Origin of the sequence: Thiomonas sp. OC7 (genome assembly GCF_900634595.1) — a bacterium.
GTDB lineage: Bacteria > Pseudomonadota > Gammaproteobacteria > Burkholderiales > Burkholderiaceae_C > Thiomonas > Thiomonas arsenitoxydans.
In genome coordinates this window covers 3,392,673-3,411,638 of record NZ_LR131953.1, presented here as the reverse complement: position 1 = coordinate 3,411,638, position 18,966 = coordinate 3,392,673, and the positions used below count along the sequence as shown (strand labels likewise).

Annotated in this window: 18 protein-coding genes; 13 read left to right on the top strand and 5 right to left on the bottom strand. The window is 61.2% G+C overall.

What is annotated here, in order from left to right:
* The first annotated feature begins 7 nt into the window (after positions 1–7).
* Positions 8–1,345, top strand: coding sequence for an FCSD flavin-binding domain-containing protein (locus BIO17B3_RS16330; RefSeq protein ID WP_156054823.1), 1,338 nt, complete (start codon positions 8–10; stop codon positions 1,343–1,345).
* Positions 1,342–2,100 carry a c-type cytochrome gene (locus BIO17B3_RS16325; protein WP_156054822.1) on the top strand — a complete coding sequence of 253 codons (759 nt, stop codon included), beginning with the start codon at positions 1,342–1,344 and terminating at the stop codon, positions 2,098–2,100. Before BIO17B3_RS16330 ends, BIO17B3_RS16325 begins: the two co-directional genes overlap by 4 nt.
* Positions 2,101–2,142: 42 nt before the next feature.
* Here the strand turns inward: BIO17B3_RS16325 and BIO17B3_RS16320 are convergent, their stop codons facing one another.
* The 4 genes from BIO17B3_RS16320 to BIO17B3_RS16305 all read right to left on the bottom strand — a co-directional run bounded on the left by BIO17B3_RS16320 (position 2,143) and on the right by BIO17B3_RS16305 (position 5,865).
* The gene (locus BIO17B3_RS16320) at positions 2,143–3,147 is read right to left on the bottom strand and encodes a PA2778 family cysteine peptidase (RefSeq protein ID WP_156054821.1); all 1,005 of its coding nucleotides are present in this window, start codon (positions 3,145–3,147) and stop codon (positions 2,143–2,145) included.
* A 10-nt stretch (positions 3,148–3,157) separates the two neighbouring features.
* On the bottom strand, positions 3,158–3,535 hold the full coding sequence (locus BIO17B3_RS16315; protein WP_156054820.1) for a PA2779 family protein: 378 nt from the start codon (positions 3,533–3,535) through the stop codon (positions 3,158–3,160).
* A gap of 95 nt (positions 3,536–3,630) precedes the next feature.
* Positions 3,631–4,437: a sulfite exporter TauE/SafE family protein gene (locus BIO17B3_RS16310; RefSeq protein ID WP_156054819.1), complete on the bottom strand. Its 807-nt coding sequence runs from the start codon at positions 4,435–4,437 to the stop codon at positions 3,631–3,633.
* A 138-nt stretch (positions 4,438–4,575) separates the two neighbouring features.
* Entirely contained in the window at positions 4,576–5,865 is a 1,290-nt protein-coding gene (locus BIO17B3_RS16305; protein WP_013106334.1) for an NAD(P)/FAD-dependent oxidoreductase, read from the bottom strand.
* A 425-nt stretch (positions 5,866–6,290) separates the two neighbouring features.
* On the opposite strand from BIO17B3_RS16305, the gene BIO17B3_RS16300 reads away from it, so the two are divergent.
* Entirely contained in the window at positions 6,291–6,800 is a 510-nt protein-coding gene (locus tag BIO17B3_RS16300) for a YeeE/YedE thiosulfate transporter family protein (RefSeq protein WP_013123656.1), read from the top strand.
* A complete protein-coding gene (locus tag BIO17B3_RS16295) occupies positions 6,797–7,402 on the top strand; it encodes a YeeE/YedE thiosulfate transporter family protein (RefSeq protein WP_013123657.1) in 606 nt (201 codons plus the stop codon). The genes BIO17B3_RS16300 and BIO17B3_RS16295 overlap by 4 nt, the downstream gene beginning before the upstream one ends.
* 90 nt (positions 7,403–7,492) lie before the next feature.
* On the opposite strand, the gene BIO17B3_RS16290 is transcribed toward BIO17B3_RS16295, so the two are convergent.
* Positions 7,493–7,804, bottom strand: coding sequence for a hypothetical protein (locus tag BIO17B3_RS16290; protein ID WP_172978998.1), 312 nt, complete (start codon positions 7,802–7,804; stop codon positions 7,493–7,495).
* On the opposite strand from BIO17B3_RS16290, the gene BIO17B3_RS16285 reads away from it, so the two are divergent.
* The 9 genes from BIO17B3_RS16285 to BIO17B3_RS16245 all read left to right on the top strand — a co-directional run bounded on the left by BIO17B3_RS16285 (position 7,803) and on the right by BIO17B3_RS16245 (position 18,927).
* Positions 7,803–8,522 (top strand): hypothetical protein, encoded by a 720-nt coding sequence (locus BIO17B3_RS16285; protein WP_156054817.1) that lies wholly within the window; start codon positions 7,803–7,805, stop codon positions 8,520–8,522. The genes BIO17B3_RS16290 and BIO17B3_RS16285 overlap by 2 nt on opposite strands.
* A 65-nt stretch (positions 8,523–8,587) precedes the next feature.
* Positions 8,588–9,574 carry a sulfurtransferase gene (locus BIO17B3_RS16280; protein WP_013123659.1) on the top strand — a complete coding sequence of 329 codons (987 nt, stop codon included), beginning with the start codon at positions 8,588–8,590 and terminating at the stop codon, positions 9,572–9,574.
* Positions 9,575–9,868: 294 nt separating this feature from the next.
* Entirely contained in the window at positions 9,869–10,486 is a 618-nt protein-coding gene (locus BIO17B3_RS16275; protein WP_013106340.1) for an XrtA/PEP-CTERM system exopolysaccharide export protein, read from the top strand.
* A gap of 41 nt (positions 10,487–10,527) precedes the next feature.
* The gene (locus BIO17B3_RS16270) at positions 10,528–12,186 is read left to right on the top strand and encodes a TIGR03016 family PEP-CTERM system-associated outer membrane protein (protein ID WP_156054816.1); all 1,659 of its coding nucleotides are present in this window, start codon (positions 10,528–10,530) and stop codon (positions 12,184–12,186) included.
* A 9-nt stretch (positions 12,187–12,195) separates the two neighbouring features.
* The gene (locus BIO17B3_RS16265) at positions 12,196–14,343 is read left to right on the top strand and encodes an XrtA/PEP-CTERM system-associated ATPase (protein WP_156054815.1); all 2,148 of its coding nucleotides are present in this window, start codon (positions 12,196–12,198) and stop codon (positions 14,341–14,343) included.
* Positions 14,344–14,395: 52 nt separating this feature from the next.
* Positions 14,396–16,003, top strand: a complete 1,608-nt coding sequence (locus BIO17B3_RS16260) for an XrtA system polysaccharide chain length determinant (protein ID WP_156054814.1) — start codon at positions 14,396–14,398, stop codon at positions 16,001–16,003.
* Between the two features lie 9 nt (positions 16,004–16,012).
* A complete protein-coding gene (locus BIO17B3_RS16255) occupies positions 16,013–16,963 on the top strand; it encodes an XrtA-associated tyrosine autokinase (protein ID WP_156054813.1) in 951 nt (316 codons plus the stop codon).
* A gap of 56 nt (positions 16,964–17,019) precedes the next feature.
* Complete coding sequence (locus tag BIO17B3_RS16250; protein ID WP_172978999.1) at positions 17,020–17,859, top strand: cupin-like domain-containing protein; 840 nt, start codon at positions 17,020–17,022, stop codon at positions 17,857–17,859.
* Positions 17,860–17,874: 15 nt separating this feature from the next.
* The gene (locus tag BIO17B3_RS16245) at positions 17,875–18,927 is read left to right on the top strand and encodes an acyltransferase (protein WP_156054811.1); all 1,053 of its coding nucleotides are present in this window, start codon (positions 17,875–17,877) and stop codon (positions 18,925–18,927) included.
* Positions 18,928–18,966 lie beyond the last annotated feature (39 nt).

Below are 18,966 nucleotides of genomic sequence, written 5' to 3'. Positions count from 1 at the left end.
GCACTCCATGAACTCTCGTCGTCAATTTCTGCTCGCCAGTGCCACGGCATTGGGCGCTGTTGCCTTCCCCGCCATCGCCCGCGCCGGTCAGGCGTCTGCTCGCATCGTCATCGTCGGCGGTGGCGTGGGTGGCGCCACGGCGGCCAAATACCTCAAGCTGGCCGATCCCAGCCTGCAGGTCACGGTGATCGAAAAAAACCCGGTCTATATCCGCCCTTACGGATCGAGCGAAGTGCTCAACGCGCACGTCACGATGCAAGACCTGCGGGTGAGCTATGACGTGCTGCGGCACAAGCATGGCGTGGCCTTCGTGTTCGATGCCGCCAAAAGTCTCGACCCGGTGAACAAGACCGTCACCACGGCCGGCGGCAAGGTTTTGGGCTACGACAAACTCATCGTCTCGCCCGGCATCAAGCTGCGCTACGACAGCCTGCCCGGCTACAGCGAACAGTTGGCCGACAGCCTAGTGCCCAGCGGCTGGATTGCCGGGGCGCAGACCGCCCTGCTGGCCAAGCAGTTGCAGAGCATGCGCGACGGCGGCACCTTCGTGCTGGCCGCACCGCCCAACCCCTACCGCTGCCCGCCCGGCCCCTACGAGCGCGCCGCGCTGATGACGGAGTGGTTCAGCAAACACAACCCGCGCGCCAAGGTCATCATCGCCGACCCGAAGGACAGCTTCGTCACCGACGAAACCGCCTTGCTCGGCTGGAACCGGCTCTATGGTTTCCAGCCGCCGCAGGAGTACCGCACCAAGCTCGCGGCCAAACTCCAGCCCTCCACCCAACCCTGCGCGCTGGAGTGGATTCAGGCCAAGGCCGGCGGCACCCCGCAGCGTCTGGACGCCAAGACCATGACCCTGCACACCGCGGGCGGCGCCATCAAAGCCGACGTGATCAACATCATCCCGGCCATGGTCGCCGGGCAGATCGCCTTCGACTTCGGCCTCACCAACGACAGCGGCTTTTGCCCGGTGCACCGCACCACGTTTGAATCGACCTTGCACAAAGACGTGTACGTGATCGGCGATTCCAGCATCGCCGATGTCATGCCCAAGTCGGGCTTCTCGGCCAACACCCAGGCCAAATGGGTGGCCCGGGTCATTACCGACGGTCTGGCGGGACGAGACCCCGGCACGCCGGTCTGGGAGAACACTTGCTACGCCCTGGCCGGCAAAGACTACGGCCTGTTCGTCGCCGACGTATTCAAGATCAAGGAAGACGGCAAGATCGGCCGGGTCAACAAAGCGCGTTACCTGCCGCTCGACGCCACGCCCGCGCAAATCCGCCTGTCCGCCGTCTATCAGCAAGCCTGGATTCAGGCCTTCACTCAGGACATCTTCGCATGATCACCGCCGCATTCCCCACTGCGTGGCGCACACTCACCCTGGCCGCCGCGCTTCTCGCCAGTTCCATTGCGCAAGCCAGCGAACACAACAAACCCGCACCCAAGCCCTGGAGCCCCGTCACCCTGCACACCGCGTTGGGCGATCTGCCCAAAGGCAATGCCGCCGCGGGCAAGGCCGTGCACGATTCCATGATGTGCGCCTCCTGCCACGGCCCCGCAGGCAACGCCGAAACGATGAACTGGCCCAGCGTCGCCGGCCAGCGCTACAACTACACCGCCAAGATGCTGCTCGACTATCGCAGCGGCCTGCGCTCTGAGGATGAACGCGCGGGGCTGATGACCAGCATCGCCCGCCTGATGACCCCGCAACAGATCGCGGATGTCTCCGCCTACTACGCCAGCCTGCCCAAGCCCGTGGCGCCGCAGGCCCAGGCCGCCCTCGCCGCGCCGTTAAACGCCGCAGAGCACAAGCGGGTGGAGCAACTCGTGCGCAAAGGCGACGCCAACCGCCTCATCACCGCCTGCGCGTCGTGCCACGGCCTGCACGGCGAAGGCAAGGGCACGACGCCTGCCATCGCCGGTCAGACGACCGACTACTTCATCCGCACCATGCGCCTGTATCACAACGGCGAGCGCCAAAACGATGTGTACAAAGGCATGAGCCAGTTCAGCCAGCGCCTGAGCGACGCCGATACCTTGCTCATTGCGCGCTACTACGCGAGCCAGGGGCAAAGCCAAACCGCGAAAGCGGATTGACGGGCGGACTGAGCAGGTAATACCGCTTAGGCCGCCGCCGATTCACGGCGCCTGGGTAGGGTCCAGGGCCGCGATGCGCGCCTTGGCGATTTCAGCTGCCGTGCTGCGGTACGCCTCGGGGTGCGGCTGGCCGAGGCGCAGCGCGACCTCGATTGCGCCCTGCGCAGCCTTCCAGTCTCCTGCGGCAAGCAAAGCTTGCGCGAGATTGTTCATGGGATCGCCGTCCGAGGGGTTCGCTCTTGCTGCCTCGGCGAAATGAATCGCGGCCCGCGGATAGTCCTTGCGCGCATAAGCCAGATTGCCCAGTCCCATCATGGCAATCCACGCCTTGGGCCAGCGCTTGAGCGCCGCCTCGTAAGCGGTGCGTGCCGCCTCAGGCGCCACGCCTTCGAGCGGGGCCACGGCGCGCAAATACGTCAATTCATCAATTCCAGGCGGAAACTGCCCCGGCTCGACGGCAATGAACGCCCATCTCCCGCCTGCAGCCCAAGACCGATCAAACTGCTCGATGGAAAGCTGCAGATCACGGGCCGTACTGGAACGCAGAGTCACGCGATCGCCCGGCAAGTCATACGCCACCAGCACGGCATAGTGCCAATCGCGCGCACCCAGCCCGACCTTCTGCAGCACCACCACTGGAGACCCGGCAGCCACCTGCTCGAACACAGCGCCGAGCTTGGGAGGCAGAACCACAGGAATGCGCCCTGCCCGGCGCGACGCCCCGAGCAGATCGAATTGCAGGCTTCCTTCCAGACCCGGCGTGAACACCTGCGGGATCAACTGCTTCGGCGTGGTGCGCACCCCGCTGAAGACCAGCACAGAGGCCAGCGAAGCCGGTCCGCAGTAGTGACTGTCATCCGAAAAAAACGGCACTCCAGCCACATTCGCAGAGGCTGGCAAGCCAGCGGGCTCATCCACCAAACGCCCCTGCTGAAATTGCAGCGGCGCCGTCGAAAAGACCCCAGGCGGCAAGGCGGCGCAACCGCCCAGCAACAGACTGAGCGCAAGAGTCAGTTGCGATGCGACGCGCAGGCGACGACCCGTCATGCACACCCCATCAAAGCGCCAGCACGACCAGAATCGCCACCAGCAGAATGATCACCATTTCCTGAAAACCGAGCGCGCCTGCGGCCGGCATGCTGTTGATCCTGCCAGCCAGCTGCGCCACTTCGGCATTGCTCAGCGCCGCCAGGCGTTGCTGCGTCACCTCTTGGCTCAACCCCATTTGCTCCAGCTTGGCCTGCACATCGGCCCGCGCCATGAAATGGTCAAGCGTCGACCGATCCGCGGCCAGCGTAGCCGCGTTCTGGCCGGACTGCGGCTGGGTGAGCTGCTGCGTACCAATCAGTTCGGCACGCGCGGCGGGTGCAGCGGCCATCAGGCTCACGCCCAATGCAGCCACCAGGAATTGACGGGAAATACGAGAAGGAAACATTCGTCGGCCCTTTCAATAAGTGAATTTTTCCAGACTCAACCGCCCGGAAACTGGGAATGTTGGCAGGCGATCGAGTTTAATCGCCTCCGGGTCGATTACCCACCGAACGCAATCAATACGCCGATAAAAACCAGAAAAATCGAGAACACCCGTTTGAGCGCGTCGCCCGAAATGCGATGCGCCACGCGCACCCCATACGGCGCCAGTGCCATCGAAGCGACAGCGGTCACCGCAGCAGCGGGCAAAAAAACGTAGCCGAACGCCCCTGGCGGAAGGGGATGGGCGGGCGCATGAACCGAGAGCATGTAACTCAGCGCGCTGGACAGGGCGATGACCAAGCCGCAAACCGTACTCGTCGCCACCGCCTTGACCGGCTGAACGCCCAGAGCCACCAACAAGGGCACCGTCATCGACCCGCCACCGATCCCCACGACGGAGGACACAGCCCCGATGCCCACACCTGCCGGCAACAACCAGGGTGAACGCGGAATGTGCTCCTGACCTGGCACTGTCTTTTTGCGTTTACCAGCTGCCATCTGTACCGCCATAACGGCACAGAACCCGGCAATGACATAGCGCAGGACTGGGCCGCTGAGCATCTGCGCCAAATGCGCCCCGATGAAACCCCCGACCACCATACCTGGCGCCAGCCAGCGCCAACTCGGCCACAGCACGCCGCCGCGTCGGATATGCGCCGTGGCAGAGGAAATAAAGGTGAGCACGATACTGGCCATCGACGTCGCCACGGCCACATGAATGACCTCATCGGCCGGAATGCCCAAGGCGGGCAGCGCAAAGCTGAGCGCAGCCACCAGCAGCAAACCGCCCCCGATGCCCAGCAATCCGCCCAGAAAACCCGCAGAGGCTCCGGCCAACAAAAAAATTGCAATGGAAAGCCACATCATCATTTCTCTTCGAGCGCCAATAACCCCTGGCAGCCTAACTGCTCAGGCCGGGTTCTGCCGCGAAGCGACCGCCATAATCCCCACAAAAAAGCCCGCAGACCGTACAGCCTGCGGGCTCGAATGATGCAAGAGGGATCAGTCTTTGCGCTCTGGATGCAGCAGGCGCTCCATGCCGATGAGCTTCATCATGTATTTTTCGTAAATCGGCTCGGAGTTGCCCTTCTTCATCTTGCGGATGAAGTATTTTTCAAACGCAATCTTCGCCAGGTGCACCCACTTGCCTTCGCCGAACCAGTTGACGTTGCGCGGCGGAATCTGCGGAATGGCCACGAACGCCGCGCCGGTATTGCCGAAGTCGGCCAGGCAAATGGCCTGCCAGGTGCCGCGGTGCGAGGGTTGTTTGCCCGCGAGTTCCTCCTCAAGGTTGTGCACGATGGCCGTGACCATCGACTCGATCATGTAACCCGTTTTGGGCACGCCGCAGGCAACCGGCGTCGGGCCGGTCGGTGGAATGGCGATGCAGACGCCAGCGGAGTAGATGTTCTTGTATTTCGGGCTGCGCTGATGTTGATCGACGATGACAAAGCCGCGCGGGTTGCACAGTCCCTCCACCGCAGCCACCGCGTCCACACCCTTGAACGCAGGCAACATCATGGAATGCTTGAACGGCAGTTCATGCTGTTTGACCAGATTGCCCTGCATGTCGAGTTCATCCACGAACATCTTGCCGTCTTCCACCTTGGTGGTCTTGGCATTGGTGATCCAGCGGATGTCATGGCTGCGGAAGGCGCTTTCCATGATGCCCTTGGAGTCGCCCACGCCATCCAACCCCAGATGGCCGATGTAGGGCTCGGAAGTCACATAAGTGATGGGCACCTTGTTGCGGATCTTTTTCTTGCGCAGCGCGGTGTCGAGCACCATGGTGTATTCGTAGGCCGGGCCGAAGCAGCTCGCTCCCGGCATTGCGCCTACAATCACCGGCCCCGGATTGGCCACCAGCTTTTCATAGTCGGCATAGCACTTTTCCGCATGGTCGATACTGCAGATCGAGTTGGTATACCCGCCGTGCGGGCCGGAACCCGGCACCTCCTCGAAAGACAGCTTCGGCCCGGTGGTGATGATGAGATAGTCGTAATTGACCTTGGCACCATCCTGCAGGGTCAAGGTATTGCTCTCCGGCTCGATCTTGGTTACCGACTTGGCGATGAAGTCGATCCCCTTTCGCTCCAGATACGGCTTGATCGCAAAGATCACCTCGTCTCGACTGCGCCAGCCCACGGCCACCCAGGGGTTGGAGGGCACAAACTGGAAATAGTCCACGGCATTGATGACCGTGATCTTGTGTGCTTTGCCGAGCGCTTCACGCGCTTCATAGGCGGCGGGCATGCCGCCAATGCCGGCGCCCAATACAACGATATGTGCCATACCCTGGTCTCCTGATGTGCAAGTGAGTGCCCGAATGCGCTCGGGCGGCGTTCAACAAATTCGGCCCCATTCAGCGGCAAGCGAGGGTTCGACTCCTGCAAAACAGTCAGCCTGTTGGTTGAGGATGAGAACCCGCAGCGGTACTGAACGTCACCGCTTCGCCAGCGAGTCTTTGCCTAGTTATTCAAGCATATCTATACAGCCCCTTTCATCTCGGGGATTCCTGTCACGCCCACCAAAAAAGCTTGATTAAACGCAAATTCAATGAGGCCGCATCAGTGTTAGTCCTAGTCTGGAAAAACCCTAATACTCCCGGAAGCATAATGAAATCTTTCCTATACTTGATTTGAGACAAGCTGATCGTTCGATCAGCACGCGGCCACACGCACAGATGTCGCCGCATCACCCCTGGAGGAAGCCTACTCATGCGCAATACACCTCGTCCACTCTGGAACCCCTACGTTGCCGGGGTTTTGTTGGGTTTGGGCCTACTGGCCACATTTCTTGTCACCGGAAATGGTTATGGCGTGACCGGTGCAACCACCCTGGCGACTGCAGCCGTAGCGGGCAAGATCGATCCCAATACCGTTGCCGCCCACACCTATCTCCACAACCTGTTTGAAGTCGGTCTGGATCGCTGGGTAGTCTGGGAAGTCGTTGGCTTGGCCATCGGCGGCTTGATTGGCAGCGTATTGGCGGGCCGCTTCAAGCTGCAAATCGACGGCCCCACTCAAGCAGGGCGCAGCCTGCGACTCGTCCTCGCAGTCATTGGCGGCATCGCAGCAGGTTTTGGCGCTCGTCTCGCCTTGGGGTGCACCAGCGGCATGGGACTCTCGGGCTCCGCAACGCTGGCCGCTGCGGGCTTCTTGTTCCTGATCGGATTTTTCATTGCTGGCGCCGTGTTCGGCCAACTCACGAAAGGACTCTGGAAATGAGCTTCCCTCTTGGATACACCGGCCCCGTATCGGGCATCATCCTCGGCCTGATTTTCGGCTACATCCTTGAAAACGCCGGCTTCGGCAGCGGTTGCAAACTCACCGCCCAGTTGCGCTTCAAGGACTGGGCCGTGTTCAAGGTTATGTTCACCGCCATTCTCGTGTCGGCTGGCGGCCTTTATCTGTTGCAAGGCCTAGGCGTGATTGCTGTTGACAATATGTTCGTGCCCTCGGTCTTCCTCTGGGGCAGTTCGCTGGGCGGCGTGCTGATTGGCGTCGGCATGGCCGTCGGTGGTTACTGTCCAGGCACATCCATTGTGGCCTTGTTCTCCGGCAAGCTGGACGGCTTGATTTTTCTGCTGGGCATCGGCATCGGCACCCTGGGTTTCAACTCCGTGTTCAGTTCTATCGAGGGCTGGGCCTGGAAGCAGGTCGGCCCAGATGGACTGACCTTGCCGCAGTTACTGCACCTTCCTGCCTGGGCTGTCTGGGGTCTGCTGTTCGCCGTGCTCGTAGTTGTGGGCTACCTCACCCGAACCAATGCCTCTGCGCGCAAGACCAGCAACAAATCTTCCGGCTCGTTTGCACCGCAAAACAGCTAAATCGCATTGCGCTGTCAGCGCATGGCCCTGCACGCACGTTGATAGTGCGCAGGGCCGCAAGCAGTTGCCCTGGATTTTTTCAACCACTCATCAGGAGTTCCACATGGCTAAAGCCCGCATCAAACTCTCGCAAGCTCTTCCCGCCCTGGCCCTTGCTGCGGCTGTAATCGCGCCCATGCCGCAGGCCCTGTCTAGCCTGTCCGCCACCGGCATTGCGCAGGCTGCGAGCAATCCCTGCGCACCAAGCAATCCTTGCGCTCCGTCCAAGAAGATGGACAAAAAAATGGAAAAGAAGAGCAGCAATCCTTGCGCTCCTTCCAAGAGTAGCAATCCTTGCGCTCCGTCCAAATAAGCTGACTTGAACACATGGCGCAGTCTCTGCACTGCGTCATGTTTATCCATGCTCCAGTCCTCTTCCCTGTTGTCTGGCCACGCGCCCAAAGGTCGACGCTTTACCGCCGATCTTTTGCGCGCATTGCCTCCGCAAGAGCGAAGCGATCTGTATGCCTACGGTCTCAAGGCGCTTGAAGCCACGCAGTCGCTGCTGCAACAGGGCAAAACGGTGATCTCCGAAATCATTGGGAATGCCGCGTATGTCGAGTGGGAGCACTATCCGCAGCGCGATGCAAAAAGCCGCACCGGGGCTTTGTTTTATTACCACGCCCATGCAGCGAGCCAACGAATGTCGGCAGAGCATGGTCACTTCCATGTCTTTGCACCCAACGACCGTGCCGAGTGCCCGTCCGACCAGCGCTACACACATATCGCGGGCTTGTCGGTCGATGCGCGTGGCATGCCATTGCGCGTATTCACGACCAACCAATGGGTCACAGCCGAATGCTGGGAAGATGCCGAGCGCGTCTGCACCCTGGCGCGCCAGACCACGCTCAAAGATGCCAAGCCGCACAGGGTCGGGCAGTGGCTGGATGCCGTGTTCGCCTTTTTTCGACCGCAGATCGATCTGATCGCCCACATGCGCGACGCGCGCGTCAAGGCGCTGCAGGCGCGGGGGCGCACCCAGTTGCTCGAAGACCGACGCACGCATATCCTGAGCCAGTGCCGTATTGATTTTTCGACGCAGATTTTTGCGTTGGAGGAGTTGGGCGCAGATGCGCCCTGAGTAGGTAGAGTCGGGCGGGTACACGCCCTGAAATGCAGTTACACCAATCCAAACGAGGAGCCAACATGAAACTGAAACACCTGATCGGCATGAGCATCATCGCTGTAGCCGCGGCGCAAACCGCCGGTGCAGCCACGCTGCCCGGCCCGCTGGTCACCCCCCAATGGCTGAATGCCAATAAAGACGCGGTCACCATTATCGACATCCGTGACGAGCCCAAGACCTTCACCGAAGCGCCGAAATTCGAGGTCGACCCCAAGACCAAGGTCAAGACCCTGGTGAAAACGGGCGGGCACATCGAAGGCGCCATTCCGGTGGACTTCGGCAAGATTCGTCAGGAACGCACGGTGGACGGCGTCAAGATCAAGGCCCAGCTGCCGACCGCCGAGTACTTCACCAAGGTCATGGACGACTCGGGCCTGAACAAGACCGACAAGCCCATCGTGATCGTGCCCACCGGCGAGAGCGTCGACTCCATGGACATGGCCACCCGCCTGTACTTCCAGCTGCGCTACTTCGGTGAGCCGCGCGACAAACTCGCCATCCTCAACGGCGGGGTCAACGCCTGGATTCAGGCCGGCTATCCCGTCTCGACCGACAAGGTAACGCCGACCAAGGGCGACTGGGCCGCCGGCGCTGAAGACAAGGCCATTCTGGCCTCGATGCAGCAAGTCAAGGAAGGTCTGCAAGGGGGCAAGGATCAGTTCATCGATGCCCGCCCGACTGCCCAGTTCCTGGGCATTGTGAAAAAGCCGATCAACAAGACCGCCGGTCACCTGCCGGGTGCGCGCTCCTTCCCGACTGACGCCATCGTTAAGCCGGTTGGCGCCGCGCATGAATTCATGAGCGCCGACGATTACAAGAAGATCTACGCCGAGTTCAATATCCAGCCCGACGCGCAGACCATCACCTACTGCAACACCGGCCACCTGGCCTCTGGTGCCTGGTTCGTCTCCCACGAGATTCTGGGCAACAAGAACTCCAAGCTCTACACCGGCTCGATGATCGAGTGGACCAACCTCGGCAATCCGACGGTCGGCCTGCCACAGTAAAGCAAAGCAGCAGCCAGCCGCCCTGTGCGGCTGTCATGACGACGCCCGGGCCTGCCCCGGGCGTCGTCGTTTTAATCCCCCGCGTTCGGGCGGGATAAACAGCTTGGTGGATTCGCCCGCCTCTCAGCGCAGTGCGCCCATTCGAGGGGGATGCCCGTGATTCCCGAGGCAGACGTGAGATATTTCACAGGCAAACTCACCACAAAACCGATCAAATGAGGACTTGAACCTCCTACACTGCCCATCCACAATTCCGTCGTTTTCATCCTTTCTCCGACATTACAGAGGTCGAGCATGTTGATCCGCAATTCCCGATTCAGTCTTTGGCGCATGGCCGCCGCCTCTATGGCAGCCCTCCTGCTTGGCGCCTGCGCCGCGAACAACTACCCGCCCGCGCCGGAAAAAATCACCCAGGGCGCCTATCACTACAAGGTGGGCGCTGGCGACACGCTCAACATCAACGTCTGGCGTAACCCGGATTTGTCTATGTCCATCCAGGTCCGTCCGGACGGCAAAATCTCCACTCCGCTGGCGCCTGACGTTCAGGCGGCCGGCAAGACGCCGGGCGAAATCGGCCAGGAAATCGAGGCACGGCTGTCGAAGTATGTCCGCGATCCGGTGGTGTCCGTGGTCGTGACCGGGTTTCATGGACCGTACAGCCAGCAGATCCGTATCGTCGGTCAGGCCGTGCGCCCCATCGCCATTCCCTACCGCGAAAACATGACCTTGCTCGACGTAATGATCGCCGCCGGTGGCCTGACCGAGTTTGCCGATGGCAATGCCGCTGTGCTGGAGCGCCATGGCAAAACCTACAGCATCAAGCTGGGCAACCTGCTCAAGCGCGGTGAAATGTCGGCCAATGTCCCGGTGGAGCCGGGCGATGTCATCATCATCCCGCAGAGCATGTTCTGACCTTGCCTGTCCTTTCATTCACCCCATCCGAATCCCGCCCCATGCAGACCTCTAGCCGCAAAGTCTTGTTCGCGCTGACCCCGCTGGCCTTCTGTCTTCTGCAGGCGGGATCGGCTTGTGCGCAAGCCATTCCCGGGCTCAATCTCGCCGCACCCGGCGGCGTGGCGCTGCCTCAGCAGCTCGAAGGCGGCGAAACGCAGGGTGGGCTGCTGACACCGCTGGGAACGGCCAGTGCACCGCTCCCAGCGCGCGGCAACTTCGTCCAGCCCTCTGTGGGCATGTCGGTCGTGCAGACCAGCAATGTCTATTTCGGCTCGAACAACCCCGCGCGCTCCGACACCATCTTCAGCATCACCCCGGGCATTGCGTTTCAAACCCTCGGGCCCGACTTGCGCACTTACGGCAACTTTGCGCTCAATGCCCAGTATTACGCTCGCAGTAGCTACAGCAACACGGTCCTGCCTTCCGGCACTTTGGGCTTGAACGCTAGGCTGGTCGATCAATGGCTGTATTTCGATGCCGGCATCAACTCGCAACAAAACGCGTTGCTCACCATCCCGGCCCAATCCACCGGCACCGCGACCTACACCACCACCCAATACAGCCTCAGCCCATACATCGACCATCGTTTCAACGATGACCTCCGGTTGCGGGCGCGCAGCGAAAACGTCTGGACCCGCATCAGCGGCAATCAAACCGGCGCCGCTTTGAGCAACGGTCGCTATGGGAAGCAGAGCATCCGCCTGGATCGACGTCCCACCCCCCTGGGCTGGGGCCTCGATGCCAAGCAAGAGGAAACGGTTTACACCAACAGCGGATCGCTTGCCGTGCGTGACGAAATCGCGCGTGCCCGGGTTCTTTATGCCTTCACGCCGCATTTCGAAGGCGGACTGATTGGCGGCTATGAGCATTACTCCACGGGCTATGCCAGCTTGGGCCACAGCATCTACGGCGTGCAGCTCAACTGGCGACCCAATGTCTTCACCCGCCTCGACGGCGTGGTGGAGCGGCGGTTTTTCGGCACGGGCTGGGATATCAGCGCCTCGCAGCAGATTCAGCGCCTGAGTCTGCGCCTGAACTGGAACCGGGCGCCCTCGTCCTACCTCGCTTCGCTGCAGACCATTCCGTCGGGGGTGAGTTTGTCCACCCTTCTGGGTGGCATGCTCGCCTCGCAGTACCCCGACCCTGCCGCTCGTGCGCAGGCGGTACAAAACCTGCTGGCCGTCACCGGTCTGCCCGCCAACCTGCCCAACGCTGTCAACTATTACACCCAGTCTGCCACCCTGCAAGACACCCTGACCTTGACCGGGGTCTTGCTCGCGCAGCGCAACAGTTATACCGTCTCGGTGTTTCACACGAAAACGCAAGACCTGATCCTGCCCGGCTCACCCCCTTTGAACAATCTGCTGCTCGCCTCGGCTGACTATGTTCAAAACGGTATCGGCCTGAGCTACGGACGGCGCCTCACCCCGGTGATGAGTCTGAACGTCGGCCTGCTGCGTGCTTTGAGCACAGGGTTTGGTCCCAATGAAGGGGTCAGCACCCGCCAGACCACATTCATCGTGCAACTCAGTCGGCGCCTTTCCCCGCAGACCATCCTGGTTCTCGGCGCACGCAGGCAACTGCTCGATACCGCCAATAGCGGCATCCTCAGCGCAAACGAATCGGCGGTTTATGCCGGTGTCACCCATCAGTTTTGAATCAGGCTCATGTACGCAGCGCACTTCGGCCTGAGCGCCCCCCCCTTCCAGCTCAACCCAGACCCCAGCTTTCTGTTCGAGAGCAAGGGACACAACTACGCCCACCAATATCTGCGCTTTGGAGCGATGCAGGGCGAAGGGTTCATCATCGTCACGGGAGAAATCGGCGCGGGCAAAACCACCCTGGTGCGCGCTCTCCTCAATGAGCTTGATCCAACCAAGGTCGCCGCGGCCCAGATCGTCAGCACCCAACTCGAAGCCGAAGATTTGCTGCGCGCGGTGGCCAACGCCTTTGGCGTGCCGTCCAAAAATGCGTCCAAGGCCGAGTTGCTGGCCGCGCTCGAAGCGCATTTCACCACCCTGATGCTGCAGAACCGTCGTGCCCTGCTGGTCATCGACGAAGCGCAGAACCTGAATGCGGCGGCCATTGAGGAATTGCGCATGTTGTCCAACTTCCAGTATGGCAACCGCGCGCTGCTGCAAAGCTATCTCGTCGGGCAACCTGAACTGCGCGAGGTGCTGCGCGCACCCAATCTGGAGCAACTGCGTCAGCGCATCATCGCCAGTTGTCATATCGGCCCGATGGACTCGGACGAAACCCGCGCCTACATCATCCACCGCCTCAAGCGAGTCGGCTGGACGGGGCGCCCGCAATTCGATGATGCCGCTTTCGCTTCGGTGCACGACTGGACGGGCGGGCTGCCGCGGCGCATCAATATGTTGTGCAATCGTCTGCTGCTCTCGGCCTTTCTCGACAACACCGACCAGATCGACGCTGCGCGCGTCGACACCGTGGCCCGCGAAATTCGCGAGGAGATCGGCGGTCTGCTGCGCCCTGCCGATCCAACCGAGCCGCAGTCCCCCACCATCACCGCGCCGGTTCAGCGAGTCGCCCCCGCCGCACCTGAGCCGCACGCCCAGACGGACACCGCTTCGAGCCTGCCCGTTTTGCGCGATGTCGCCGAAGCCCTCACCCGCGCACCTGCGCCACCCAAACCGGGCGAGCCCGGCCCGCTGCTCTGCATCGCCCAAACCCTGGAAGATCGCATCGCCCTGCACCCGCTGATGCAAAAAATGCGGGCCTATTCCGGCTTGCCCCAACCCGTGCTGGTCGGGCTGGAACAACTGTCTTCCTCCGCCATCGCCAACGACCCGGCACTGGCCGAAATCGACCTCGCCCTGCTGCCTGACGCGCAGGATGAGCGGCCCAGTCTTGCGGTCTGGGTGAACTGGCTCGATCAGATTTTCACCACCTACCGACCCGCCGCGGTGCTCACGTTCGCAGACAGCGATGCCGCCCTTGCGGCCGGCCTGATGGCCCAGCGCCAAAAGATCTCGCACGCGCATATCGAGTCTGGCCTGCGTCATGGTCAGCGTGCCGATACGCAAGAAATCGACCGCATCGTCATTGATCAACTGACCGATCTGCATCTGACCCTGGGGACGGGCTGCGCCGATACGCTGACGCATGACGGCATCCCTCCCGCATCCATCCGCGTGGTGGGCAACCTGCGGATCGATGCCGTCGTGCAGGGCCTGGCCAATGCACCAGACCCCAAGCTGTTCGCCACGGAAATCGGGGTGCCCAAGACCTATCTCTCCAACCCCCAGGGCTATGCGCTGCTGCTGCTCGAAGACGCTGAATGGGCCACTTCGCGCGACAAGATGATCGACATGCTGGCCAACGCCAAGCGCCTGAGCCGCATTCTTCCTGTCATCTGGCCGATGCCGACCGCCCTGCACAGCCGCCTGCTGCAATACGGTTTGAGCAACTCCCTGCGAGGTTCGCGCGTGGCCTGCGTGCCCGAACTGCCCTTCGGGCAGACGCTAGCCCTGCTCAGTAAGGCCACCTGCCTATTGACAGACCGCGCCAATCTGCAGGATGCCAGCTCCTATCTCGCCATCCCCTGCCTCACCCTGAAAGACTACTGCGCGCGTACCCAAACCCTCAAGCAGGGCAGCAACCAGCTCGTCGGACGAGATTTTCGTCGCATCTTCCAGGCCATGGGTGACATTCTGGAAGGCGACAAAAAAGCCCGTCCCAACCCATTCGAGGACGATGGCAAAGCCTCCGAGCGCATCGCTCAGGCGCTTGAAACCTGGCTGATGACTCAGTGGGAAAACCAGGTGCTCGAAACCCTGGAGACCCAGGCATGATGCACATAACGCCACGAGTCCACAGCCGCACTTCACTCTGAAAAGCCACATCATGAACGATTTACTACGTCCCTTGTTCAACCTCCTGCCCGGCATGTGGGACAGGCGCTGGATCGGACTGCTCACCGCGTGGGTCATCATGGCGCTGGGCGGTATCGGCGTGGCCATGTTCCACGAGCGCTATATGGCGTCTGCGCGCGTTTATGTGGACACGCAAACCCTGCTCAAACCGCTGATGCAAGGCCTGACCGTGCAGCCCAATATCGACGAACAGGTCGCCATGGTGGCCCGCACCTTGCTCGCCCGCCCCAATCTGGAGCGGCTGGTGCGTGAAAAGCATCTCGCGGTCGATGATGGTCAGCCCGAATCGGTCAACCGCACCGTCGATCAACTGCTCAAGAGCATCAAGCTCGGCATCAACGCGCGGGAGAATCTCTACAGCGTCAGCTACGTCAACAGCGATCCGCAGGTTGCGCTCGGCGTCGTCAAAGATCTGGTGAACATGTTCCTCACCTCGGGTATTGGCGGCAAGCAGCAAGACACCCAGCAGGCGCTCAACTTTCTCGATGCCCAGGTCGCCGACTATGGCCGCCAGCTCAGTGCCGCCGAACAAAAGCTCAAAGACTTCAAGACCCAGCATCCCGGCTATTCTGGTGCGGCGAATGTCGACTACTACACCCGCGTCAACCAGGCCTCCGACCAACTCTCCCAGCTCCAGGGTCAGCTCAGCGCCGCGATTGCCGCGCGCAATGCCATCAGCGGCCAGATGCGCGGCGAATCTCCCACCATCAGCGTGACATCGCCCTATATGGCTGCCGCCGCTGGCCCCGCGGCGCCCGGTGTTCCTGCGTCCGTACTCGATGTGGATCGGCGCATTCAGGAGCAGCGCGCGCGGCTCGACGATCTGCTGCAGCGCTACACCAACGACTATCCCGATGTCATTTCTGCGCGCCAGACCCTGGCCCGCCTGGAAGCGGAAAGAAAATCGCGCTTGAAGGCCGCCGCGGAACATCCCGCGCAAGCCGCTGAACCAGCGTCTATCGGCGCCAACACCATCAGCACCGCCAACCCGGCCTACCAGCAGCTGCGCGTGCAGGTCGCACAGGCCGACGCCAACGTGGCCTCGCTTCAAGCCCAGGTGGGCGAGGCTCAGGCACGGTTGGCCGAGCTGCGCAGTCAGGCCAACAAAATGCCCGCGCTCGACCAGCAATATGCCGAACTCATGCGCGGCTACGACGTGATTCGCAAGAGCTACGACGATCTGGTTGCGCGACGTCAGTCTGCCGGGCTGACGCAAAGCGTCGATGCTTCTTCGCAGCTTGCCGTGTTCCGCGTGGTCGATCCCCCGCGTGTGGAGCAGCGTCCGCTGTTCCCGAGCAAGCCCATGCTCATCGCTCTGCTGGTGTTTTTTGCGCTGGCCTGCGGAGTGGCGACAAGTTTCATCGTCTCGCAGATCATGCCGACCTATCACAGCCCGCGCCACCTGCGCGAAACCATCGACCGCCCCGTGCTCGGCAGCATCTCCCTGCTGAACTCGCCCGAAATTCTCAGCCACGACAAACGGAACAATATCAATCTCGCGCTCGGTATCGTCGGCCTCGTGCTGATCGGGCTGCTCTGGGCCATCTGGGCCCATTTCACGCGGCAGCCCGGCGTTTAAGGAAACACCATGAGCACCATTGAACAAGCCGTCAAGCGTCTCGAGGAACTCCGCACCGCCGGAGTCGATGTCCTCTGGAAGCCCGAATCCGCCGCTGAAGTCGCCCCAACTGCGCCCTCGCCCTCACCTTTCGCAACCGCGCCCGCTGGCGCCGCGAGTACGCAACCCCATACCGCCCCAACCCAGCCGACCGAGGCCGCTAAACACACGGCGAAGCCTCAAGACATGGGCACGCGCTCGAAGCAGGTCGAGATCGACTTGAACAAGCTGGCGGCTCAGGGCTATATCGTGCCGCACGCCACCCGCTCGCTGCTGGTCGATGAGTTCCGCGTGGTCAAGCGGCCGCTGCTTGCCAACGTCACCGGGGCCGCCTCGGCCAAGATCGACCGGCCCAATCTCATCATGGTCACCAGCTCGCTGCCGGGCGAAGGCAAGACCTTCGTGGCGGCCAACCTCGCCATGAGCATCGCCGCCGAGCTGAACCACACGGTGCTGCTGGTCGACGCCGATCCTTCGCGCAGCAGTCTGCTCGAACGCCTGGGCATCGCCCCGGCGCAGGGTTTGATCGACAAACTGCTCAACCCCGAACTAGACCTGTCCGATCTCATCCTCGCGACCAACGTCCCCAAGCTCGCCGTGCTGCCCGTGGGCACACCCAACGCGCAAGCCACCGAGCTGTTTGCCAGCGCCACCATGGACCTGCTGCTCGAAGAAATGGCGCACCGCTACCGCGACCGCGTCATCATTCTCGACGCACCACCGCTGCTGCCCTCCGCCGAAGCACGCGCGCTGTCTTTGCACGCCGGGCAGATTCTTTTCGTCGTACAAGCCGGGCGCACCCATCAAGGCACGGTGCAGCAGTCACTCAGCCTGCTGCAAGATCATCCCATGGTCTTCACCCTGCTCAACCAGAGCCGCGGGCCGAAGGCCGGGTCGCCCTACGGCTACTACGCCTACTAAATCAAGCGCAGGAAAACATCGTGGTTATGCAATGTTTCGACGCTGAGCTGGAAGCCATGCTGCTGGACCGCGCGCCCTTCAAGCTATCTCACAAACTCCTCGGCCACCCGGCGTTGACCTTGGAGAACCTGGGCGCCGTCTTACCGAAACTGCCCAAACGACAGGTGATGTTTTCCAACTCGAAGCTGCAAAACGGTGACGATTTTGAAGCCACTTTCCGCAAACGCCCCAAAGAAGTCAGTATTGATGAGACGATAGAGCAAATTCGCACCTCGAATGCCTACATCATGGTCAGCCGTCCCGAGACGGATGATTCATTCAAAGATCTGCGTAACGCCTTGGTTGACGACCTGCGCGGAATTCTGCGCAGCCACGGACTCGGAAGTGAGCCTATCGATCCCCACCTCTATTTGTTTATCGCTTCACCGAACAGCATCACTCCATTTCATATTGATCGCTACTCCACATTACTGATGCAATTTCGCGGCTCAAAGACGGTTCATGTCTACGAGCAGTGGGATGATCGTGTCGTGAGCCAAATTGATCGGGAGGCCTACGTCGCCTACGCGCGTACAAAGCTGCCTTGGTCTGCCGAAATCGATGCACTCGGACATTCGTTTCATTTTTCGCCTGGGGAAACCTTACACATCCCGTTCATTGCGGGGCACCACGTGCGCAATGGTCCCGATGATGTGTCGATTTCCATGTCGATCATCTTCAATACAGAACAGAGCATCCGCTGGCGACGGGCGTTGGCCTTAAATTACGAGGTGCGCAAGCGAATCGGCGCAATCCCGCCTGGCTTGAGCAAAGTAGGGCGCTCTCGTGTCTTGGATGGCACCAAGGCGGCGATGATGCGCGCCATCGAGCGTCGGCGGACGCTTGCAGAGAGATGAGCACGGGAGCGGCAGTTGAGCCCACAGTCCCATGCCCGCCACTTTGATGCCCTAGACGCCTTACGGGGGCTGGCCGCTTTTGCGGTGGCGGTTTTGCACTACACCGAGCACAGCTCGCTCAACGATTTTCTGCCAGGCGCCTGGGTGGCGGTTGATCTGTTCTTCGTCTTGTCTGGCTTCGTGTTGATGCACAGCTATGGCGAGCGTATTTTGACCGGTATGCGTTTCAGTCGGTTTGTCAGGGTACGGCTGACGCGTCTGGGGCCCATGTACGTCATGGGATCGCTCCTCGGCATCATTTCCGCCGTGATGCTCGCCCAGACGCAGACCCCACCGGTTCCGGGGATTCATCAGCTCGTAGCCGCCTCAGTATTTGGCGTTCTCGGTCTGCCCTTTTTCAATCATGGGGTCTGGCCGTTCGGGCATGGGCATCTGACCGGCCCTTTGTTCCCACTTGAAGTCCCCGCGTGGTCTTTGTTCTTCGAGGCCGTGGTGAATGTGCTGTTTTTTGCCTGGCTGAAATATGCGCGACGTCTGAGCGCATCCGTTCTCTCGGCCTTGGCATGCATCGTCTTCATCGTGCTCACCGCCAAGATGCACGTTTTCAACCCAGGCTGGGGAACTTCCAATTTCTGGCTGGGTTTTCCGCGTGTCATCGCAGAATTTTTTTTGGGGGCCTGGCTTTACCAACTGCGCCCTCAGACCTGGCGTCCTCATAGCTTGCTGGCGGTAGGCGCCGCCGTGCTGTTTTTTGGGGCCATGTTCAGCGCTCACCCCTGGATCAATTTTTTCGATGCCCTCTTGATCGCCCCCCTTACAGTCGCCCTCGCAGCAAGTCTGTCCTTGAGCCGTTTTTTTCACAAAACAGCCAGCTTGGCCGGAAAGCTGTCTTATCCGCTCTATCTTGTGCACTATCCCCTCTATCGAATCGCGTCGTCAAACCGCTTCGTTGTCCTGCTGTCACCCAGAGCGCATCTGGCGACGATGGCATGTCTCGCCCTCACGCTGGCTTGGGCCTTCCTGCCTGTGGACACGGCCATACGTCAATGGCTTGAGGGTCTGCCATGAACCATTTCGCTGATGCATCCCCTCTTCACGGCCTTACCA